The following is a 20,944-nucleotide window of genomic DNA, read 5'->3' on the forward strand; positions in this document are numbered from 1 at the left end:
TGGGGGAAGTCGCCCCGGGCGCTGGTCCGGGACCCGGTCAGGGGCGAGGAGTCGAAGAGGACGTTGCTTCAGGGGCCGGTCACGGGACGGACACCACGTTTTCCGAGGGCGACGGTTCATGGCCGTACGCCGCCACCAGCTCGGCCCGCCAGTCGTCCTCGACCGGCATCGTGATCCACGGGTGCCCCAGCCCGTCCACCGTGTCGAGGCGCTCCGTGACGTGCACGTACCCCGCGTTGCGCCGCTTGCTCCAGGCGACCGCCCGCCGCATGCCCGCCCGATCGGGAGCGGCGTAGACGAGATGCCAGAAGCGTTCGGCGGGTAGGCCCGCCTCCCAGCCGGCGGGCTGCCAACGGGCGTACTCGTCGTACGTGCCCTCGAAGGTGACGAGGGTGTCGGCCAGATCCTGGTAGCACCGCTCGGTCGTCCGGCCCGGGTTCATCACGAGGTACGCGCCGGGGTACCGGTCGCGGATGTACGCCGCGATCCGGCGGTACCGAGCGACGTGGGCGTCGCCCGGTCCGCAGGCCGCGGTCGTCCGGTCCAGGAAGATGCCCTGGAGCCCGGCCGTTCCGTAGGCCCGGTACCAGCCGTCGATGTCGCGGGTGATCTGCGCCGTCCAGGCGTCGACGTCGGAGCGTCCACGTCCGGGCCCGTCCCGTCGCGTCGGCCGGCTCGGTGAACCGAGACCCAGCCCGAGGTAACCGGTGTCCACATAGGCGAGCGCTCGCGCGCCGGCCGCGTGAAGGCTCCGGAACACCTCGCCCCAGGCGGGGTGGTAGGGCAACTCGGGCGCGCTGTGCGAGCCGTTGACGACGACGATGCCGGTGGCCGGTGCGCTGTGGGCCAGCCGCCCGAACATCGCCCCGCCGTCCGGGGTCGCCGGCGTCCAGTACGCCGGGATGGCGATGCGCTGCCGGAGCGGCTCCGCGCTCACGCATGCGCTGCTTGCTGCTACCGACACAAGAGCCACCACCAGTGGGCCGACCATCGAGGCACTTTTCACGCCGCCATCCGAAGAAGATCACGGGCTGCCGGTGCTCATTGAGGCACCGGGATCACGCTCCCGCCGGGCCGGCGCTTGCTGCGCCGCGCCCCGCGATCGAGCACCTAGGTACGGTATCGAGTCATTGGTACCCACGAGACCGTTTCAGAGCGCTATTGGGTATTTCTCGCTGATTGGTCAGTAAGGATTCGGACAGCAGGGACACAAGGGAGCAAAGCCTCCAGATGCCTGGCCTCCCCCTGACCGGGTAAGGAAGCGGGGCCCGGCGGTGTTGCACGCGGGGAAGAGGTACGAGAGGAGTCCCACCGTGTTCCTTCGCCGTATGAAGGCCGAGCTGCCCACCCCCGACCAGGCCCTGCCGGGTCGCCCGATCGCGATGCCGATCGGTGACCGGCACGAGGTGCTGGCATCGTCGCTCAAGGGGCCGTTCCCGGAGGGTTCCCAGGTCGCGGTCTTCGGCATGGGCTGTTTCTGGGGTGCCGAGCGGCTGTTCTGGACGCTGCCGGGCGTGCTGACCACGTCCGCCGGCTACGCGGGCGGCGTGACGCCGAACCCGACGTACGAGGAGGTCTGCTCGGGCAGGACCGGGCACGCCGAGGTGGTCCAGGTGGTCTACGACCCCGCGAAGATCAGCTACGAGGACCTGCTCAAGATCTTCTGGGAGAACCACGACCCGACCCAGGGCATGCGCCAGGGCAACGACGTCGGCACCCAGTACCGCTCGGCGATCTACACGACGACCGACGAGCAGCTGACCACCGCCCAGGCGTCGCGGGACGCGTTCGCGCCGATCGTGGCGCGGGCCGGCAAGGGTGAGATCACCACGGAGATCGCGCCGCTGGGTGACTACTTCTTCGCCGAGGACTATCACCAGCAGTACCTGGCGCCGACGAAGAACCCGAACGGCTACTGCAACCACGGCCCGAACGGGCTGAGCTGCCCCGTCGGCGTGGCCCGTACCGCCGGCTGAGCGACCTGTTGTCCGGTTCCGGGCCTGCGGTGATTGTCACACCGCGGGCCCGGTCCGATTCGGGCACCGGGCGGGGCCGGGACAGGAAAACCACCGCGCACGAGAGCCCGACTCCCGGGTGGCGCGCATCCTAGCAAGGACGTAACACCAACGACATCGTCCCAACAGGCGAAGCGCAACAACCTCTGGCAGCATTGCCTGCCATGTGCGGACTTGCGGGAGAGTTCCGCCGTGACGGTTCACGCGCCGATGTGGCGACGGTGGAGCGCATGGCGGCCACGATGAGCGACCGGGGGCCCGACGACAGCGGGGTCTGGTCCCAAGGGGCCACAGCCCTCGGGCACCGACGCCTGAAGATCATCGACCTCTCCCCGGCCAGCGGGCAGCCGCTGGTCGACGCCGGCGCCGGCCTGAGCGGCGTCTTCAACGGCTGCATCTACAACTACCGCGAGCTGCGCGAGGAGTTGCAGGCCAAGGGGCACCGCTTCTTCTCCACCGGCGACAGCGAGGTCGTGATCAAGGCGTACGCCGAGTGGGGGCTCGACTTCGTCGACCACCTGATCGGCATGTTCGCCGTGGCGATCAGCGAGCGGGACACCGGCCGGCTGGTGCTGGCCCGGGACCGCCTCGGCATCAAGCCGCTCTACCTGGCCGAAACGCCGGGCGTGGTGCGCTTCGCCAGCACCCTGCCGGCCCTGCTCGCCGGCGGTGGCGTCGACACCTCGATCGACCCGGTCGCGCTCGCGCATTACCTCAGCTTCCACAGCATCGTGCCGCCGCCGCGGACCATCCTGCGCGGCGTCACCAAGCTCCCCCCGGCCACCGTGCGGGTCTACGAACCGGACGGCCGCAGCCACGAGCGGGTCTACTGGGACCCCTCCTTCACCCGGGCCGCCGAGCGGGCCGACTGGTCCGAGCAGGACTGGCAGGACGCCCTGCTGGAGTCGCTGACCACCGCGGTACGCCGCCGGATGGTCGCCGACGTGCCGGTCGGCGTACTCCTCTCGGGCGGCCTGGACTCCAGCCTGGTGGTCGCGCTGCTCGCCGGCGAGGGGCAGACCGGCCTCTCCACCTTCTCCATCGGCTTCGACGCGGTCGGCGGCCGGGAGGGCGACGAGTTCGTCTACTCCGACCTGGTCGCGAAGACCTTCGGCACCGACCACCACCAGCTCCGGGTGGCCGCCCAGGACCTGGTGCCGCCGCTCGAGGCCGCCGTCGCCGCGATGAGCGAGCCGATGGTCAGCCACGACTGCGTCGCCTTTTACCTGCTCAGCCAGGAGGTGTCGAAGCACGTCAAGGTGGTCCAGTCCGGCCAGGGCGCGGACGAGATCCTCGGCGGCTACCACTGGTACCCGCCGCTGGCCGGGATCGACCGGGAGCAGGCGCTCGAGACGTACGCGAAGGCGTTCTTCGACCGGGATGCGGCCGGGCTGGCCCGGGTGCTCAACCCGGACTGGCTGGCCGACGGCGACCCGGCGCGGGAGTTCGTGGCCGCGCACCTGGGCCGGGCGGGGGCGCAGACCGCGGTCGACGCCGGCCTGCGGATCGACACCCAGATCATGCTCACCGACGACCCGGTCAAGCGGGTCGACAACATGACCATGGCGCACGGGCTGGAGGCCCGGGTGCCGTTCCTCGACCACGAGTTCGTCGAGCTGGCCGCGAGCTGCCCGCCGGAGCTGAAGCTGGCCCAGGGCGGCAAGGGCGTGCTCAAGGAGATCGGCCGCCGGGTGCTGCCGCACGAGGTGATCGACCGGCCCAAGGGCTACTTCCCGGTCCCGGGCCTCACCCACCTGGAGGGCAAGCTCCTCGACCGGGTACGCGACGCGCTCTCCGCGCCCGCGGCCCGGCGTCGCGACCTGTTCCGCGCCGACTACGTCGACGCGCTGCTCGCCGACCCGAACGCCGAACTCACCCCGTTGAACGGAAACAAGCTGTGGCAACTGGGACTCCTGGAAATGTGGCTCCAGAGCCACGGAATCGACTGACCATGTCGGACACCCTCGCCACCGGCACGGCGCGCAGCGACCGGGAGCGGGTGCTCGGCCGGCGCCGGGAACACGTCGGCCCGGGCGGCGACCCGGTCGCCCCGGGCACGCCGGAGCCGCGCACGCCCGCCACCGGCCCCGACGGCATGGTGCTGGACTGCGGCTGGGGCCGGCTGGTCTTCGGTCAGACCTTCACCGACCAGGCCGCCGTCGCCGCCGTCCTGCGCTCCGAGGCGGCCGGCGCCCGGGACATCTGCATCTACCTGCGCGACCCGCACGTGCTGGTGTCCCGGCTGCCGGACGAGCTTTTCATCGACCCGTCGCTGACGTACCGGCTGCCGCTGGGCGAGCGGCGGCCGGCGGCCACCGACGGCGGCCCGGAGATCCCCGGGCTGGTGATCCGCCCGCTGCGTGACGCCGACGACGCGGACGCGGTAAACCGGATCTACGCCCGCAACGGCATGGTGACCGCCCCGGTGGAGGTGCTGGTCGACAACGCCGGCACCGACCGCTTCCTGCACCTGGTGGCCGAGGCGGCCACCGGGGAGATCGTCGGCACCATCACCGGCGTCGACCACGTGGCGGTCTTCGCCGACCCGGAGAACGGCGCCAGCCTGTGGTGCCTGACCGTCGACTTCAACCACGCCCCGCCCGGCACCGGCCAGGCGCTGCTGACCGCCCTGGCCGACCGGCTGGACGAGCGCGGGCGGGCCTTCGTCGACCTGTCGGTGCTCGCCGAGAACTCCGGCGCGATCCGGCTGTACGAGCGGCTCGGCTTCCACCGCACCGCCACGCTCTGCGTGAAACGGAAGAACCCGATCAACGAGCGGCTCTTCCTGCCCGCCACCCCGGAGGGGTACGACGAGCTCAACCCGTACGCGAAGATCATCGCGGACGAGGCGATGCGCCGCGCCATCCGGGTGGAGGTCACCGACCCGCACTGGGGTGAGCTGCGGCTGACCAACGGCGGGCGGACCATCCACACCCGGGAGTCACTCTCCGAGCTGACCTCGGCGGTGGCGATGAGCCGCTGCGACGACAAGCGGGTCACCCGGCGGATCCTCACCGAGGCGGGCCTGTCGGTGCCGCGCGGTCGCACCGCCACCGGCGAGCCGGACGACCTCGCGTTCCTGGCGGAGTTCGGGCCGGTGGTGGTCAAGCCGGCCCGCGGTGAGCAGGGCAACGGCATCACCGTCGGGGTACGCACCGCCGAGGCACTGACCGCAGCGGTCGAGCTGGCCCGCCGGTTCTGCCCGGACGTGCTGATCGAGGAGCTGCGTTCCGGCGAGGACCTGCGGGTCGTCGTCATCGACCACGAGGTGGTGGCCGCCGCCGTCCGCCGGCCGGCCCAGGTCACCGGCGACGGCGTGCACGACATCACCGAGCTGATCGAGCGGCAGAGCCGCCGGCGGGCGGCCGCCACCGGCGGCGAGTCCCGGATCCCGATCGACGACATGACCCGCGAGGTGGTGGCGGAGGCCGGGCACCGGATGCACGACGTGCTGCCCGAGGGGGAGGTGCTGGCCGTACGCCGGACCGCCAACCTCCACACCGGTGGCACAATCCACGACGTGACGGCCGAACTGCACCCCGCGATCGCCGAGGCCTGCGTGGCCGCGAGCCGGGCCCTGGACATCCCGGTGACCGGGCTGGACCTGCTGGTCCCCGCCCCCGACCGGTCCGAGCACGTCTTCATCGAGGCCAACGAGCGGCCGGGGCTGGCCAACCACGAGCCGCAGCCGACCGCGGAACGCTTCGTGGACCTGCTCTTCCCGGGCACCCGCGCGCCGCAGCGGCTCTGGAGCCCGGCCGGTCCGGGAGGGGCGGCGTGAGCCCCAAACCCCTGGAGATCGACCTGGAGTACCTGCGCCAGGTGCTGCTGGAGCTGCTGGAGATCCCGAGCCCGTCGGGGCGTACCGACCACGTGCAGCAGTACGTGGGCGAACGACTCTCCGCGCTCGGCATCCCGTCCACGCTGACCCGGCGCGGGGCGCTGAGCGCCTGCCTGCCGGGCCCCCGGGCGACCGGCGCCGACCGGGCGATCGTGGTGCACACCGACACCATCGGCGGCATGGTGAAGCGGCTCAAGGAGAACGGCCGGCTGGAGCTGAAGACCATCGGCACGCACAGCGCCCGGTTCGCCGAGGGCGCCCACGTGCGGATCTTCACCGACGACCTGGACCGGGTGATCACCGGTCAGGTGCTGCCGCTCAAGGCGAGCGGGCACCGCTACAACGACGACGTCGACCTCCAGGGCGTCGGCTGGGAGCACGTCGAGGTCCGGGTGGACGAGCCGGTCGAGGACATCGCCGGCCTGCGCGGGCTCGGCATCGACGCCGGGGACTTCGTGGCGTTCCTGCCCAACCCGATGATCACCCCGAGCGGGTACGTGAAGTCCCGGCACCTGGACGACAAGGCCGGCGTGGCCGCGGTACTGACCGCGTTCAAGGCGATGGTCGACGCCGGGATCACCCCGGCGGTCACCGCGCACCTGCTGGTCACCGTCACCGAGGAGATCGGCCACGGCGCCAGCCACGGCCTGGACCCGGACGTCGCCGAGATCGTCTCGGTGGACGCCGCGGTGGTCGCCCCCGGGCAGCAGTCCCGGGAGGACGCCGCCACCCTGGCGATGGGTGACGGCGTCGGCCCGTTCGACTACCACCTCACCCGCAACCTCGCCTCGATCGCCGGGGAGCACGGCGTCGACCTGGTCCGGGACGTCTTCGACTACTACCGCTCGGACGTGGCGGCGGCGGTCGAGGCGGGCGCGCACGCCCGGGTGGCGCTGCTCGGCTTCGGCGTGGACGCCACCCACGGGCACGAGCGCACCCACCTGGAGGGGTTGCGTCACCTCACCCAGTTGCTCTGCCTCTACCTGCAGAGCGACCTGGTCTTCCCCGAGTGGGACGCCGAGCCGGAGGGCGACCTGGCGAACTTCCCGTCGCTGGCCGTGCAGCCCGCCAACGAGGAGGGTCCGCGCGAGGGCCCGATCGGCATCGCCGAGACCTCCTGACGCCCTGCCCCAGCTCGCTCAGTCCCCGCCGGGCGGGCCGGCGCCCCCGTCGGGTGAGCCGGCACCCCGTCGGGTGAGCCGGCACCCCCGTCCAGCGGGCCGGCTTCGCCGTCCTCCGTCGGGGCGAACACCCTCCGGCCCAGCGGCCATTCCCGTCGGCTCTGTGATCGAAATCCGTTGCCGACGCCGTCGGAGAGTCGATAGCGTGGCGGTACACGGGAAAGGAGGTGGTCCAGACTTGTATAGCAATCGGACTCGTGAGGTGGCTGTCCGCTAGCCGCTGTCCTCGACAGTGAAATACCGTCCGCCGCGAGGCGGGCACAGTGCACCATCGTCGAGACCGTGTGGCAGCGGTGCGGCGAATCCACGACAGCCACCCGACCCCCGGGGTGCCGACCCAGTCCAGTCGGCCCGCGCGCGAGCGCGGAAGCCCCGGGGGTCGCTTCATGTACGGAGGAAGACCGTGTCGATGCGGGAGCTGGTGGTGCTGGGGACGGCCAGCCAGGCCCCTACCCGGCTGCGCAACCACAACGGGTACGTGCTGCGCTGGGACGACGAAGTCATCCTGTTCGACCCGGGCGAGGGCAGCCAGCGGCAACTCCTGCACACCGGCGTCACCGCCACCGACCTGACCCGGATCTGCGTCACCCACTTCCACGGCGACCACTGCCTCGGCCTGCCCGGCACCATCCAGCGGCTCTCCCTGGACCGGGTGCCGCACCCGGTGGCGGTGCACTTCCCCGCCGGCGGCGCCGAATACTTCGCCCGGCTGCGTCACGCCAGCTCCTTCTACGAGACCGCCGAGCTGGCCGTCGAGCCGATCGAGGCGGACGGGCAGCGGATCACCCTGGGCGTCGGCACGCTGGAGGCCCGCCGGCTGCGGCACCCGATCGAGACGTACGGCTACCGGCTGGTCGAGCCGGACGGCTGCCGGATGCTGCCGGAGCAGCTCGCCGCGTACGGGATCGCCGGTCCGGCGGTCGGTGAGCTGCTCCGCGTCGGCCACCTGGACGTCGACGGGCGTCGCGTCACCCGGGACGAGGTGAGCGTGACCCGACCGGGCCAGCGGTTCGCCTTCGTCATGGACACCGGCCTCTGCGACGAGGTGTACGCCCTGGCCGAGCACGCCGACCTGCTGGTCATCGAGTCGACCTTCCTGGAGTCGGAGGCCGCGCTCGCCGCCGAGGTCGGCCACCTGACCGCGGCGCAGGCCGCGCGGGTGGCCACCGAGTCGGGGGTACGCAAGCTCGTGCTCACCCACTTCTCCCAGCGGTACGCCGACCCGCGCCGCTTCCACGACGAGGCCCGCGCCCACTTCGACGGCGACCTGGTGATCGCCGAGGACCTGATGACCGTGCAGGTCCCACCCCGCCGGGTAGCCTCGGCCGGATGACCGTCACGCTGCGCCCCGCCACCGACGCCGACCTGATGTCGATCGGCGATTTGCACCAGCGGTCCCGCCTGGCGGCCTACTCCTCGTTCGTGGAGCCGGAGGCGCTCGCCGACCCGACGCCCGGCGCGATGGGCCGGTACTGGACGGAACGGTTCGCCTGGGAGCGCGACGACCATCGGATGACCGTCGCCGAGCGGGACGGCCGGCTGGTCGGCTTCAGCTACCTCGGCCCGGACGACGAGGTCGACCCGGCGACCGGGCTGCTCAACGCCATCCACCTGGACCCGGCCGAGCAGGGCCGGGGTACCGGCCGGGCGCTGATGGTCGACGCGCTGGACGCGATGCGGGCCCGCGGCTGGACCCGGGCGGTGCTCTGGGTGCTGGACCGGAACAGCCACGCCCGGCGTTTCTACGAGCGCGGCGGCTGGACCTGGACCGGGGTCGGCCGCGACGAGCACATCGGCAGCGCCCCCACCCGACAGCTTCGCTACGCCCGTTCGCTCTGAGCTGATCCGGGCATGCCCGTCGATCCGGTGGCGTTGCCGGCTGCATGGACATCGAGCACACCGAGCGGGCGGAGGACGCCGCGCTCGACGCGTACTCCCGGGTGGTCACCGGGGTGGCGGCCCGGGTGCTGCCCAGCGTGGCCGCCCTGTCGGTGCGGACCGCGCGCGGCGCGGGCGCCGGGTCGGCGGTCACCGTGGGCACCGAGGGCCTCCTGTTGACCAGCGCCCACGTGGTGCAGGGCGCCCGGGACGGGACGGCCACCTTCGGCGACGGCACCGAGGCCCGGTTCCGGGTGGTCGGCGCCGATCCCCTCTCCGACCTGGCGGTGCTGCGGGTCGAGGAGGCGACCGTGCCGCCGGTGGAGCTGGGCGACGCGGACGCCCTGCGGATCGGCCAGCTGGTGGTCGCGGTGGGCAACCCGATGGGGCTGGCCGGGTCGGTGACCGCCGGGGTGGTCTCCGGGCTGGGCCGGTCGCTGCCGGCCCGGGACGGGCGGGTGACCCGGCTGATCGAGGACGTCATCCAGACCGACGCCGCGCTCAATCCGGGCAACTCCGGCGGCGCGCTGGCCGACTCGGCGGGCCGGGTGATCGGGGTGAACACCGCGGTCGCCGGCTACGGCCTCGGCCTGGCCGTGCCGATCAACACCACCACTCGCCAGATCATCGCCGACCTGACCGCCGACGGCCGGGTACGTCGGGCCTGGCTCGGCGTCGCCGGGGCACCGGTCCCGCTGCCGCCGGAGATCGCCGCCCGGACCGGCCAGCGGCGCGGCCTGCGAGTGGTCGAGGTGGTGCCGGGCAGCCCCGCCGGCCTCGCCGGCATCTACCTCGGCGACGTGATCCTCTCCGCCGGCGGCCGACCGGTCCGGGACGGCCAGGGCCTGCAACGGCTGATGCTCGGTTCGGCGATCGGCGCCCGGCTGCCGGTCACCGTGCTGCGCAAGGGCGCCTTCGTCGACGTGGTCGCGGTGCCGACCGAGCTGGCCCGCTGAGCCTCACGACGACGCGGGGCCTCCCCCGGGAAGGAGGAGGCCCCGCGTACGTCGTCGGGTCAGCGCGCGCCGAGGTGCGCCAGCAGGTCCTGCCGGGTCAGCACGCCCTTCGGCTTGCCGTCCACCAGCACCAGGGCGGCGTCCGACTTCTCCAGCAGGCCGACGGCCTCGCTGACCGGCTGGCCGCCACCGATCATCGGCAGCGGCTCGGTCATGTGCCGCTCGATGGTGTCGTGCAGGTGCGCCTGGCCGGTGAAGAGCGCGTCCAGCAGGTCCTTCTCGGCGATCGAGCCGGCCACCTCACCGGTCACCACCGGCGGCTCGGCCTTGAGCACGGGGAGCTGCGAGACGCCGTACTCGCGCATGTAGTCGATCGCGTCGCGGACCGTCTCGGTCGGGTGCACGTGCACCAGCTCGGGCAGGCCGCCCGGCTTGCCGGCCAGCGCGTCGGCGACGGTCGGCTCGGCGCCCGAATTGTCCAGGAAGCCGTACCGGGCCATCCACTTGTCGTTGAAGATCTTCGACAGGTAGCCCTTGCCGCTGTCGGGCAGCAGCACCACGACCACGTCGTCCGGGCCGGCCTTGCGGGCCACCTCCAGGGCGGCCACCACGGCCATCCCGCAGGAGCCACCGACCAGCAGCCCCTCCTCGCGGGCCAGCCGCCGGGTCATCTCGAAGGACTCCTTGTCGGAGACCTCCACGATCTCGTCGGCGACGCCCCGGTCGTACGTCTCCGGCCAGAAGTCCTCACCGACGCCCTCGACCAGGTACGGCCGGCCGGTGCCGCCGGAGTAGACCGAGCCCTCCGGGTCCGCGCCGACGACCCTGACCCGACCCTCGGACGCCTCCTTGAGGTAGCGGCCGATCCCGGAGATGGTGCCGCCGGTGCCGACGCCCGCGACGAAGTGGGTGAGCCCGCCCCCGGTCTGCTTCCACAGCTCCGGGCCGGTGGTCTCGTAGTGCGAGCGCGGGTTGGCCGGGTTGCTGTACTGGTTCGGCTTCCACGCGCCGGGGATCTCCCGGGCCAGCCGGTCGGAGACGTTGTAGTAGGAGCGCGGATCCTCCGGCGCGACGGCGGTCGGGCAGACCACCACCTCGGCGCCGTACGCCCGCAGCACGTCCTGCTTGTCCTGGCTGACCTTGTCCGGGCAGACGAACACGCACTTGTAGCCCTTGAGCTGGGCCACCAGGGCCAGCCCGACGCCGGTGTTGCCGCTGGTCGGCTCGACGATGGTGCCACCGGGCTTGAGGATCCCGGCGGCCTCGGCGTCCTCCACCATCCGCAGCGCGATCCGGTCCTTCACCGAACCGCCCGGGTTGAGGTACTCCACCTTCGCCAGCACGGTCGCCTGGATGCCCTCGGTGACGTTCCGCAGCCGTACCAGCGGGGTGTTGCCGATCAGCTCGACGACGTTGTCGTAGTACTGCACCTCGTTGTGCCCTTCGGTCACGGCGCCGGCCGGCGGCCGGGCAGACAATTCTTCGCCGCCCAGCGTACGTGCCGTCAGGGGATCGCCTGCCCGGGGATGACGGAGCTGCGACCTGCCTCCCACTCCAGGAAGCGCTCGGTCTCCGACAGCACGCTGCCGGCCAGCCAGGTGACCATCACCGCGTCGTCCAGCAGGCCGAAGACCGTCAGGAACAGCTCCGGCACCACGTCGACCGGGGAGACGACGTACGCCGTCGCCGCCGCCATCATGGCCAACCGGAGGCCGCCGTCGTACTCGCCGCGGGCGGTGGCCCGCATCATCCGTGGCAGCGCCGCCAACCGTGCCCCCAGCGACGGGCCACCCCGGGCCCCGGCCATCAGTGCCCGGGCGAGCGCGGTGAAGGCCGCGCTCCGCTTCAACGTCCTACCCATCAGTCCAGCCCCTCTCCGCCGACCAGCGTGACCGACCGGCGCAATCCCGTCGGCACCCGCGGCAGGTGCCCGATCGCCCGCCGTCGACGGAACAGGTACCCAGAACGGTCGTCTCCCAGCCATCGACCGGCAGTCGTGAGGAGAGCGGCGTGTCGTGCCGGCGCGATAATCTCGCTGCATGGGGGTCGCTGGTTCCGTCCCACCGCGTGGTCCGCACTGGCAGCGCGTCCGCCAGCTCGCCCTGATGGCGGCGGTCGGCACGGGCGCGACCGCCGCTGCGGTGGCGGCGACCGGGGGTGTGCTGCTCGGCCAGGCCCGGCAGGCCCGGCGCACCATTCCGGTGGCGGAGGCCCCGCCACCGCGCTGCGACGGCGTCTACGGCGCCAAGCTGCCCGCCGCCCCGCTCACCATGGTCATCCTGGGGGACTCCTCCGCGGCGAGCTACGGGGTGCACCGGCGCCGGGAGACGCTGGGCTCGCTGCTCGCCACCGGGCTGTCCCGGCGGCTGCACCGGCCGGTCCGGGTGCACCGCTTCGCCGTGGTCGGCTCGCTCTCCGCCGGCCTGAAGCCGCAGGTCGAGTCGGCGCTGGAGTGTGACCCGGACGTCGCGGTGATCCTGATCGGCGGCAACGACGTCACCAACCGCACCCCACCCGGGCTGGCCGTCCGCTACCTGGTCGACGCCGTCCGGGCGCTGCGGGCCGCCGGCTGCGAGGTGGTCGTCGGCACCTGTCCGGACCTCGGGGCGATCCAGCCGATCCAGCCGCCGCTGCGCTGGCTGGCCCGGCGGTGGAGCCGGCAGCTGGCCGCCGCCCAGACGGTCGCGGTGGTCGAGGCGGGCGGCTGGACGGTCTCCCTGGGCGACATGCTCGGTCCCCGGTTCGCCGCCGAGCCGACCCGGATGTTCGCCTGGGACCGGTTCCACCCGTCCGCCGAGGGGTACGCGATGGCCGCCGCGGCGCTGCTGCCGACCGTGCTCTCGGCGCTCGGCACCGGTCCCGACCGGAGGGCTGTTCCGATCGGGGGCGAAGGCGTACGGTCGCTGCCACAGGCCGCCCAGGAAGCGGCCCGGCACGCCGGCACGGAGGTCAGCGGCACCCAGGTCCGGGGCCGCGACCGAGGGCCGGCGGGCCGTTGGGCGCAGCTGCGCCGGCGGTCGTTCTTCGGCGTCGGAGCGGTGCCGCAACCCGGTGCCGCGGCCGACTCACCCACCCTGGAGGAACTGGCATGAGCGAGCGGAGCGAGCGGGGCATCGGCACGGAGCTCGCGCTCCGGCTCGGCAAGGCGGCGGCGGTCTCGCTGGCCGCCGGGACCCTCGGCGGCGCGGCCGTGCTGGCCGGGCAGGCCGTGGCGGCCCGGAACCGCAGTTACGCGCAGCCAGAGCTCGGCCTGGCCCTGCGGGCCACGGTCGGCCGGGCCGACGCCGCGCCGCTGCGGCTGGTGCTGCTCGGCGACTCCTCCGCGCTCGGGGTCGGGGTGGAACGGTTCGAGGAGACCGTCGGCGGGCAGCTCGCCCACCTGCTGGCCGAGGGCCCGACCGGCCGCCGGGTGCACCTGTCCAGCGTCGGGGTCTCCGGCTCGCGCTCGACGGACCTGGCCACCCAGGTGGCCCGGGCCCTGCTCGGGGAGCGTCCGGACGTGGCGGTGGTGCTGATCGGGGCCAACGACGCCACCTCGATGCGCCGGCCGGGCGACGCGGCGGCCTACCTCGGGTCGGCGGTGCGCCGGCTGCGCGACGCGGGCGTGGAGGTGGTGGTCGGCACCTGCCCCGACCTCGGCGCGGTCCGCGCGGTGGCGCCGCCGCTGCGCCAGGTCATCGGCTGGTCCGGACGGCGGGTCGCCCGCGCCCAGACGGCCGCGGTGCTCGACGCCGGCGGCTCGGTGGTCGACCTGGGTACGGAGACCGGGCCGGTGTTCCGGGCCGACGCCGGAGCGTTCTGCCACGACGGCTTCCACCCCTCGTCCGACGGCTACCGGGTCTGGGCGCACGCCCTGCTCCCGGCGGTCGCGGCGGCGGCCGCCGTGGCCTCGCGGCACTGACGCCGCCGCCGCCGAGGGTGACATTTCCCGGCGGCCGAGCAGCTTCCGCGTCAAGTTACCGGCGAGTTAACGTTGGTTCATGCCGATTGAGTCCTCCCGCGACGCCGTCATCGTCGCCACCGCCCGGTCCCCCATCGGTCGCGCGCACAAGGGTTCGCTGCGCGAGGTCCGCCCGGACGACCTCGCCGCCACCATCGTCCAGGCCGCCCTGGCCAAGGTCCCCCAGCTCGATCCCACCGAGATCGACGACATGTACCTCGGTTGCGGTCTGCCCGGTGGGGAGCAGGGCTTCAACATGGCCCGGGTGGTCGCCACCCTGATGGGCCTGGACGGCCTGCCCGGCGCCACCCTGACCCGCTACTGCGCGTCGTCGCTGCAGACCACCCGGATGGCGATGCACGCGATCCGGGCCGGTGAGGGCGACGTCTTCATCTCCGCCGGCGTCGAGATGGTCTCCCGGTACGCCCGGGGCAACTCCGACGGCCTGCCGCCGGAGGCGCAGGCGCTGGTCGGCGGCGGCTGGGAGAACCCGCGCTTCGCCGAGGCCCACGAGCGCTCGAAGCGCCGCGCCGAGGGCGGCGCGGAGGTCTGGACCGACCCGCGCGAGGCCGGCCAACTGCCGGACATCTACCTGAGCATGGGGCAGACCGCCGAGAACCTCGCCCAGGTCCACGACGTGACCCGCGAGGACATGGACGCCTTCGGCGTCCGCAGCCAGAACCTCGCCGAGAAGGCGATCGCCGACGGCTTCTGGGCCCGCGAGATCACCCCGGTCACCACCCCGGACGGCACGGTGGTCAGCACCGACGACGGCCCCCGCGCCGGGGTCACCCTGGAGGCGGTCTCCGGGTTGAAGCCGGTCTTCCGCCCGGACGGCCGGATCACCGCCGGCAACTGCTGCCCGCTCAACGACGGCGCCGCCGCCGTCGTGATCATGAGCGCCCAGCGGGCCCGGGACCTGGGGCTCACCCCGCTGGCCCGGATCGTCTCCACCGGCGTCACCGCCCTGTCCCCCGAGATCATGGGCCTCGGCCCGGTCGAGGCCTCCAGGCAGGCGCTCGAGCGGGCCGGCATGACCATCGACGACGTCGACCTGGTCGAGATCAACGAGGCGTTCGCCGCCCAGGTGATCCCCTCCTACCGGCAGCTCGGCATCCCGGAGGAGAAGCTGAACGTGATGGGCGGCGCGATCGCGATCGGCCACCCCTTCGGCATGACCGGCGCCCGGATCACCGGCACCCTGCTCAACGCCCTGGAGTGGCACGACAAGAGCATCGGTCTGGAGACCATGTGCGTCGGCGGCGGCCAGGGCATGGCGATGGTGCTGGAGCGGCTGAGCTGAGCCCGGTTCACCCCCCGGCGGCCCGGGTACCGTCCCCGACATGGCGACGGTCGTGGAGCGGGAACGCAAGTACTCCGGGGACGAGGATTTCCGCCTGCCGGACCTGACGGGGTGCGGTGGCGTCGCGACGGTGTCCGACGCCACCGCCCTCGACCTGGACGCGGTCTACCTGGACACCCCCGACCTGCGGCTGGCCCGCAGCGGATACGCGCTGCGCCGGCGTACCGGCGGGCACGACGCGGGCTGGCACCTCAAGGTGGGCGCGGCCGGCGGCCCCCGGACCGAGTACCAGTTCCCCGCCGGCGGGGCCGAGGCCGACCCGCCGGCGGAGCTGGCCGGGCTGTTCCGGGCCGCTTCCCGGGGCGTACCGGTCGCGCCGGCCGCCCGGATCACCACCCGCCGCGTGGAGCGGCGGCTGCTCGACGCGGCCGGCCGGGTGCTGGCCGAGGTCGCCGAGGACACCGTCGAGGCCCGGGACCTGGTCAGCGACGAACGGCAGGCGTGGCACGAGCTCGAGGTCGAGTTGGTCGACGGCGACGAGGAACTGCTCGACGCCGTCGAGGCCCGGCTCCGCGAGGCGGGCGCCCGGCCGGTCCCGGTCTCGAAGTCGCACCGCGCCCTCGGCACCCGGCTCGCCGCCGCGGCGGAGTCGACGCCGACCGATTCGGCCGTCGCGCCGGTCGCCGAGTACGCCCGGGCCCAGCGCGACGTGCTGATCGCGAACCACCCGGCGGCCCGACACGGTGACCAGGACGCCGTGCACGACATGCGGGTCGCAGTCCGCCGGCTGCGCGCCACCCTGCGCACGTTCCGCGGCCTCTGGGACCGTTCCGAGAGCGAGGCGGTCCGGGCCGAGCTGCGTTGGCTCGGCGCCCAGCTCGGGCCGGTCCGGGATGCCCAGGTGATGGCCGCCCGGCTCACCGACGCGGTGCACGCCGAACCGGACGAGCTGGTCCTCGGCCCGGTCGTCGCGCGGATCACCGAACGCTTCGCCGCCGACGTCGCCACCGCCCTCGACGAACTGGGCCGGGCGGTCGACTCCGACCGGTACACCGCGCTGCTGACCCGGCTGGACCGGCTGCTGGAGCGGCCCACCGCCGACGCCGCCGACGCCCGCTGGGTGTCCCGCCGGGTCCGGCGGGCGGTCACCCGCGCCGACGAGCGGCTGGACGCCGCCCTCGCCGGGAAGCGTCCGGTGCTCGCCGGCGCGGAGGGGGACGTCGCGCTGCACGAGGCGCGCAAGGCGTACAAGGCGGCGCGCTACGCCGTCGAGGTGCGCCAGCCGGCCGGCGGGAAGGCCGCCGCCGCCCTGGTCGACCGGCTCAAGGACCTCCAGGACCTGCTCGGCGCCCACCAGGATTCGGTGATCACCCGGGAGGTGCTGCGGCGCGAGGCGCTGCGGGCGTACGCGGACGGGGAGAACACCTTCACCTACGGCCTGCTGCACGCCCGGCAGGCCGCCGCCGCCGAGCGGGACGTGCCGGATCTCGCCGCCGCCCGGGACCGGGCCCGGCGGGGCAAGGTCCGCCGCTGGCTGAAGAGCTGACCGGCTACAGCGCGGACCGGGTCGCCGCGACCGCGGCGGCGGCCCCGGCCAGCACCGCCTCCGGCGGGCCGGCCGCCACCAGGTCCGCCGCGACCACCCGGAGCTGGTCGGGCAGGGCCAGGTCGTTGTCCAACCGGGGTACGGCCCGACGCGGCCCACCCTCGGTGTCCGCGGCGAGGTTGGCGATCTCCTGCACCAGCTTGTGCACCAGGTCGGCGCGGGACGCGTTGCCGCCCGCGGCCACCGCCGCCCAGCGTGGTTGCTGCCAGTGCCCCACCTGACGGACCAGCAGGTCCACCGCCCGGTCCAGTTCCGCTGCGCTCATCGCCGCCGAGTCTACGGCCGAGCCACCGGTCACCGGCCGCGACGGCTCACCGGCGCAGGTAGCTCAGCAGGCGCAGGATCTGCCAGTACAGGAAGATCAGCCCGACCAGCAGCCCGAAGGCGCAGAGCCAGGCGTACCGGCGCGGCAGGCCCGCCCGGACGGACCGCTCGACCTGGTCGAAGTCGAGGATGAAGCTCAACGCCCCGGCGATGATCGCCACCCCGGAGAAGACGTACGGCAGCCAGCCCACCCGCCCGGTGAGGCTGTAGACCTCGACGCCCTGCCGGCCGGTGAAGAGCCGGAAGACCAGATTGACCAGGGTGATCGCGAGCAGCCCGATGAGGGTCCCGAAGACCAGCCGGGCCAGCCGTGGGGTGGCCCGGACGACCCGGGCCCGGTAGAGCAGCGCCATGCCGAGGAACACCCCGAAGGTGCCCAGCACCGCCTGCACGACGATGCCCGGGTACACCAGCTCGAAGGCCCGGCTGGCCACCCCCAGCAGCAGCCCCTGGAGCAGGGCGTACCCGATGATCGGGGCGGGATGGGTGATGCCGCGCAGTGAGATCACCAGGACCAGCGCGATCCCGGCCAGCGCGGTGCCGGCCAGTGCCGCCGGCAGCCACACGGCCTGCGGTACGACCACCCAGGCCACCGCCGCGGTCACCCCGGTGAGCAGCAGCAACCCAACGGTGCGGGTGACCACGTCGTCGACGGTGACGGCCTCCGCGCCGCCCGCGCCGGGCAGGCGATGCTCCCGGCCGGTCTCCTCCAGCCGGTCCAGGACCGGGTTGGCGCTGCGCATCCGTCACCTCCTCGGCGGCGTACCCCTGCTGTCACTCTGCCCCGGACGGCCCGGCGGCGACGGGGAAACGCCTGCGGCGGGGCCGGAGACGACGACGCCCGCCGCCGCGGGTCGCGGAGGCGGGCGCCGGGGAGGGCGGGACGATCAGTCGTCGCCCTGGAAGTAGCTGATCAGGCGGAGCATCTCCAGGTAGAGCCAGACCAGGCTGACCACGATGCCGAAGGCGGCCGTCCAGGAGTAGCGCTGGGGCAGCCCCATCCGGACGCCGTCCTCGACCTCCTTGAAGCTGAGCACGAAGCTCAGCGAGGCGACCACGATGCAGACCAGGCTGAACCCGATGGCCAGCGGGCTGCCGTCACGCAGGCCGGTGTTCACGCCGAAGATCGCGAGCACGAAGTTGATCAGCATGACGGCGAAGAGGCCGGCCATCACGGCGATCATGCCCTTGACGAACTTCGGCGTGGCCCGGATGACCCGCGCCTTGTAGAGCATGGTCATCACGAAGAAGACACCGAAGGTGGCCACCACGGCCTGGAGCACGATGCCCTGGTAGGCGGTCTCGTAGGCCTTGCTGACCAGGCCGACGAAGGCGCCCTCGACCACGGCGTACGCGACGACCAGGGCCGGGTTGGCCATCCGGGAGAACGAGATGATCAGGCCGAGCACCAGACCGACCATCGCCGCGCCGATCCAGGCGGCGCCGAGCAGCGCGTCCGGCACCAGCACCCAGGCGGCCGCGGCGGAGACGCCGAGGATGCCCAGGAGCGCGACGGTCTTGACCACCACGTCATCGATCGACATGGTCCCGGACACCGCGGGGGCGACCGGGGACCCGGGCTGCCCCGGGTACTGCTGGGGAATACCGGGCTGTCCGTAACCGTACGGCCCGGGCTGGGCGTACCCGGCGGAGCGCTCCCGCTCGGCCGCCTGGCCGAGCCGGGCGAGCACCGGGTTCGAGGTCTTCACTGTCAGGCCTCCCTCAGGGGGTCAACGCACGCAGAAGCGTGCGCTTCAAGAGTAAACGGACCGGTCACACCCGCGCCGGGTGGCAAGCTGTGGGAAAGCTGAGAGATTGTGGTGCCCGGGGCGGGGGTCGAACCCGCACGCCTTGCGGCAGCCGCTTTTAAGGCGGCCGTGTCTGCCGTTCCACCACCCGGGCGGGCGGCACCGTCGCGTCGACACGCGGGATGCAGTGTCACCGTAACCGCTCGGCGGCACCCGGCGTACCCCGTGCCCGGTGCCGCACTAGGGTCGATGCCGTGACCAGCGCAGCCCGTACGGCGCCCGACGCCGACCCCGACCTGGCTGTCGGCCTCGCCGAGCCGGCCACGCCGGTACGCCGCACCCCCCGCTGGTGGGCGTTCGCCGTCCGGCACCGCACCGACCTCGGCATCTGTCTGCTGTACGTCCTGCTGGCCGGTTGGCTCACCCACGGTCTCTGGCCCGACCCGACCGGCCGGGTGCTGGCGCTCAACCCCGCCGACCAGACCCTCTACGAGTGGTTCCTGGCCGTCGACTCGCGGGCCCTGCTCGGCGACTTCGGGCTGCTCAGCGAGCGGCTCAACGCCCCGGACGGGGTGAACTTGATGGCCAACACCACGGTCATCGCGCTCGGCGTGCTCTTCGCCCCGGTCACCCTGCTCTTCGGCGCGCCGGTCACCTTCGCGCTGCTGGCCGGCGCGAACCTGGCCGGCACCGCGACCGCCTGGTACCTGCTGCTCAGCCGGACGCTGCGGGTCCGCCCGCTGGCCGCTGCCGTCGGCGCCGGGCTCTGCGGCTTCGGGCCGGGGATGGTCTCGCAGAGCAACAGCCACCTGCACATGACGGCCCAGTGGCTGGTCCCGGTGATCGTCTGGCTGGTCGTCCGGCTGCTGCGCGCCGCCGACCCGGGGCCGAACACCCTGGACCTGCCGGACGGGCGGCGGATCACCACCTCGGCGGTCGGGCTGGCCGCGGCGGTCAGCGTGCAGGCGTTCATCGGCGAGGAGGTGCTCTTCCTCACCGCGCTCACCCTGCTGGCGATGACGATCTCCTACGCGGTGGGCGACCGGCCGCTGCTGCGCCGGGCGGGTCCCGGCTTCGCCGGCGGGCTGATGGTCGCCGCCGGGCTGGCCCTGCTCGTGCTCGGCTACCCGCTGTGGTTCCAGTTCGCCGGCCCGCAGGGCGTGGCCGACGGGATGTTCAGCCCGCACTACTTCTCGGCCGACCTGGCCAGCTGGTGGACCGTCTCCCCGCTGTCGGTGGTCGGCAGCGACACGTCGGCCCGGCTCACCACCGGGCCGGCCGAGTACAACACCTTCCTCGGCTGGCCGCTGCTGCTGGTCACCGTCGCCTGCGCGGCCTGGCTGCGGAGCCGGCCCCTGGTCGTCGCCTCCGTGGTGGCGGGGCTGGTGATGGCGGCGCTGTCGCTCGGCCCGCAGGTGGTCCTGAGCGGCGAGCGGAGCACCATCCCCGGGCCGTACGCGCTGCTCGCCGGACTCCCGGTGGTGGACGGCGCACTGCCGATGCGGTTCGGCCTGGCGGTGCTGCCGCTGGCCGGCACCCTGCTGGCCCTGGCGATGGACCGGGCGCTGCGGGAGACCGGCCGGGCCCGCCGTCTCGTCCCGGCCGCCGTCGCGGTGGCCCTGCTCTCGGTCTTCCCCGGGCCGCTGCCCACCGTCGACCGTCCGGCGCTGCCGGAGTTCATCGCCGGTGGCCACTGGCGCGACTGTGTCTCCCCCGGCGGGGTGCTGGTGCCGGTGCCGGCCGCCACTCCGCGGGAGCCCTGGCCGATGCGTTGGGCCACGGCCGCCGACGCGGAGTTCGGCCTCCCCGAGGGCTTCTTCATCGGCCCGTACGGCCGCGGCGGCAGCGCCACCATGGGCACCTACAAGCAGCCCACCTCGGCACTGCTGGCCGACGTCGCCAAGCGCGGTGACGAACCGCCGATCGGCGACGAGCAGCGGCGGCAGGCCGCCAAGGACGCCGACTTCTGGGGCGCCTCCTGCGTCGCGCTGACCGACGACGCGCCCCACGCGGAGAGCCTGCGCCGCACCCTGGTCCGGCTCTACGGCCCGGGCACCCGGATCGCCGACGCCTGGACCTGGCGGGTCTGAACCCCGCCCAGCTGCCCGGACACGAAAAGGCCCTCCCCGTCGGGGGAGGGCCTTTCGCGAAC

At 73.5% G+C, this 20,944-nt stretch carries 17 protein-coding genes, 1 tRNA gene and 1 pseudogene; 12 read left to right on the forward strand and 7 right to left on the reverse strand.

The features are described from left to right. Window positions 1-79: 79 nt before the first annotated feature. Window positions 80-937, reverse strand: coding sequence for a spherulation-specific family 4 protein (locus V6U81_RS13775; RefSeq protein ID WP_334488990.1), 858 nt, complete (start codon window positions 935-937; stop codon window positions 80-82). A 376-nt stretch (window positions 938-1,313) separates the two neighbouring features. Between V6U81_RS13775 and msrA the strand changes: the two genes are divergently transcribed. From msrA to V6U81_RS13810, 7 genes are all read left to right on the forward strand, one after another. Further along, window positions 1,314-1,976 carry a peptide-methionine (S)-S-oxide reductase MsrA gene (gene msrA / locus V6U81_RS13780; protein WP_334488993.1) on the forward strand — a complete coding sequence of 221 codons (663 nt, stop codon included), beginning with the start codon at window positions 1,314-1,316 and terminating at the stop codon, window positions 1,974-1,976. A gap of 203 nt (window positions 1,977-2,179) precedes the next feature. Further along, window positions 2,180-3,964, forward strand: a complete 1,785-nt coding sequence (locus V6U81_RS13785) for an N-acetylglutaminylglutamine amidotransferase (protein ID WP_334488996.1) — start codon at window positions 2,180-2,182, stop codon at window positions 3,962-3,964. Between the two features lie 2 nt (window positions 3,965-3,966). Further along, complete coding sequence (gene ngg / locus V6U81_RS13790; protein ID WP_334488999.1) at window positions 3,967-5,796, forward strand: N-acetylglutaminylglutamine synthetase; 1,830 nt, start codon at window positions 3,967-3,969, stop codon at window positions 5,794-5,796. Next, a complete protein-coding gene (locus V6U81_RS13795) occupies window positions 5,793-6,977 on the forward strand; it encodes an osmoprotectant NAGGN system M42 family peptidase (protein ID WP_334489002.1) in 1,185 nt (394 codons plus the stop codon). The genes ngg and V6U81_RS13795 overlap by 4 nt, the downstream gene beginning before the upstream one ends. A gap of 463 nt (window positions 6,978-7,440) precedes the next feature. Next, on the forward strand, window positions 7,441-8,370 hold the full coding sequence (locus V6U81_RS13800) for a ribonuclease Z (protein ID WP_334489005.1): 930 nt from the start codon (window positions 7,441-7,443) through the stop codon (window positions 8,368-8,370). Next, entirely contained in the window at window positions 8,367-8,876 is a 510-nt protein-coding gene (locus V6U81_RS13805; RefSeq protein ID WP_334489008.1) for a GNAT family N-acetyltransferase, read from the forward strand. The genes V6U81_RS13800 and V6U81_RS13805 overlap by 4 nt, the downstream gene beginning before the upstream one ends. Before the next feature lie 44 nt (window positions 8,877-8,920). Beyond that, window positions 8,921-9,871, forward strand: a complete 951-nt coding sequence (locus V6U81_RS13810; protein WP_334489011.1) for a S1C family serine protease — start codon at window positions 8,921-8,923, stop codon at window positions 9,869-9,871. A 59-nt stretch (window positions 9,872-9,930) separates the two neighbouring features. Here the strand turns inward: V6U81_RS13810 and V6U81_RS13815 are convergent, their stop codons facing one another. Further along, the gene (locus V6U81_RS13815) at window positions 9,931-11,301 is read right to left on the reverse strand and encodes a cystathionine beta-synthase (protein WP_334489067.1); all 1,371 of its coding nucleotides are present in this window, start codon (window positions 11,299-11,301) and stop codon (window positions 9,931-9,933) included. A gap of 74 nt (window positions 11,302-11,375) precedes the next feature. Beyond that, a complete protein-coding gene (locus tag V6U81_RS13820) occupies window positions 11,376-11,732 on the reverse strand; it encodes a YkvA family protein (protein WP_334489013.1) in 357 nt (118 codons plus the stop codon). Between the two features lie 178 nt (window positions 11,733-11,910). On the opposite strand from V6U81_RS13820, the pseudogene V6U81_RS13825 reads away from it, so the two are divergent. The 4 genes and pseudogenes from V6U81_RS13825 to V6U81_RS13840 all read left to right on the forward strand — a co-directional run. Next, a pseudogene (locus tag V6U81_RS13825) lies at window positions 11,911-12,977 on the forward strand (SGNH/GDSL hydrolase family protein); the annotation flags it as partial. Further along, the gene (locus V6U81_RS13830; protein ID WP_334489019.1) at window positions 12,960-13,772 is read left to right on the forward strand and encodes an SGNH/GDSL hydrolase family protein; all 813 of its coding nucleotides are present in this window, start codon (window positions 12,960-12,962) and stop codon (window positions 13,770-13,772) included. The pseudogene V6U81_RS13825 and the gene V6U81_RS13830, both read left to right, overlap by 18 nt. A 79-nt stretch (window positions 13,773-13,851) precedes the next feature. Then, window positions 13,852-15,114: an acetyl-CoA C-acetyltransferase gene (locus V6U81_RS13835; protein WP_334489022.1), complete on the forward strand. Its 1,263-nt coding sequence runs from the start codon at window positions 13,852-13,854 to the stop codon at window positions 15,112-15,114. 40 nt (window positions 15,115-15,154) lie between these two features. Then, window positions 15,155-16,660: a CYTH and CHAD domain-containing protein gene (locus V6U81_RS13840; protein ID WP_334489024.1), complete on the forward strand. Its 1,506-nt coding sequence runs from the start codon at window positions 15,155-15,157 to the stop codon at window positions 16,658-16,660. Between the two features lie 4 nt (window positions 16,661-16,664). On the opposite strand, the gene V6U81_RS13845 is transcribed toward V6U81_RS13840, so the two are convergent. The 4 genes from V6U81_RS13845 to V6U81_RS13860 all read right to left on the reverse strand — a co-directional run bounded on the left by V6U81_RS13845 (window position 16,665) and on the right by V6U81_RS13860 (window position 18,946). Then, window positions 16,665-16,985 carry a hypothetical protein gene (locus tag V6U81_RS13845; RefSeq protein ID WP_334489027.1) on the reverse strand — a complete coding sequence of 107 codons (321 nt, stop codon included), beginning with the start codon at window positions 16,983-16,985 and terminating at the stop codon, window positions 16,665-16,667. Between the two features lie 46 nt (window positions 16,986-17,031). Then, entirely contained in the window at window positions 17,032-17,787 is a 756-nt protein-coding gene (locus V6U81_RS13850; RefSeq protein WP_334489030.1) for a Bax inhibitor-1/YccA family protein, read from the reverse strand. Between the two features lie 144 nt (window positions 17,788-17,931). After that, window positions 17,932-18,753 (reverse strand): Bax inhibitor-1/YccA family protein, encoded by an 822-nt coding sequence (locus V6U81_RS13855; RefSeq protein ID WP_334489033.1) that lies wholly within the window; start codon window positions 18,751-18,753, stop codon window positions 17,932-17,934. Between the two features lie 109 nt (window positions 18,754-18,862). Continuing rightward, a tRNA-Leu gene (locus V6U81_RS13860) sits at window positions 18,863-18,946 on the reverse strand. A gap of 100 nt (window positions 18,947-19,046) precedes the next feature. Here V6U81_RS13860 and V6U81_RS13865 point away from each other — a divergent pair. Further along, complete coding sequence (locus tag V6U81_RS13865; RefSeq protein ID WP_334489036.1) at window positions 19,047-20,882, forward strand: hypothetical protein; 1,836 nt, start codon at window positions 19,047-19,049, stop codon at window positions 20,880-20,882. Window positions 20,883-20,944: the final 62 nt, after the last annotated feature.

Origin of the sequence: Micromonospora lacuserhaii, from assembly GCF_036902735.1 — a bacterium.
In the GTDB taxonomy this organism is placed as follows: Bacteria; Actinomycetota; Actinomycetes; order Mycobacteriales; family Micromonosporaceae; genus Micromonospora.

Excerpts from the sequence above, each read along its gene's own strand:
- V6U81_RS13785 (WP_334488996.1), top strand. The coding sequence starts at position 2,180 with ATGTGCGGACTTGCGGGAGAGTTCCGCCGTGACGGTTCACGCGCCGAT.
- ngg (WP_334488999.1), top strand. The coding sequence starts at position 3,967 with ATGTCGGACACCCTCGCCACCGGCACGGCGCGCAGCGACCGGGAGCGG.
- V6U81_RS13805 (WP_334489008.1), top strand. The coding sequence starts at position 8,367 with ATGACCGTCACGCTGCGCCCCGCCACCGACGCCGACCTGATGTCGATC.
- V6U81_RS13810 (WP_334489011.1), top strand. The coding sequence starts at position 8,921 with ATGGACATCGAGCACACCGAGCGGGCGGAGGACGCCGCGCTCGACGCG.
- V6U81_RS13820 (WP_334489013.1), bottom strand. The coding sequence starts at position 11,732 with ATGGGTAGGACGTTGAAGCGGAGCGCGGCCTTCACCGCGCTCGCCCGG.
- V6U81_RS13830 (WP_334489019.1), top strand. The coding sequence starts at position 12,960 with ATGAGCGAGCGGAGCGAGCGGGGCATCGGCACGGAGCTCGCGCTCCGG.
- V6U81_RS13835 (WP_334489022.1), top strand. The coding sequence starts at position 13,852 with ATGCCGATTGAGTCCTCCCGCGACGCCGTCATCGTCGCCACCGCCCGG.
- V6U81_RS13840 (WP_334489024.1), top strand. The coding sequence starts at position 15,155 with ATGGCGACGGTCGTGGAGCGGGAACGCAAGTACTCCGGGGACGAGGAT.
- V6U81_RS13845 (WP_334489027.1), bottom strand. The coding sequence starts at position 16,985 with ATGAGCGCAGCGGAACTGGACCGGGCGGTGGACCTGCTGGTCCGTCAG.
- V6U81_RS13850 (WP_334489030.1), bottom strand. The coding sequence starts at position 17,787 with ATGCGCAGCGCCAACCCGGTCCTGGACCGGCTGGAGGAGACCGGCCGG.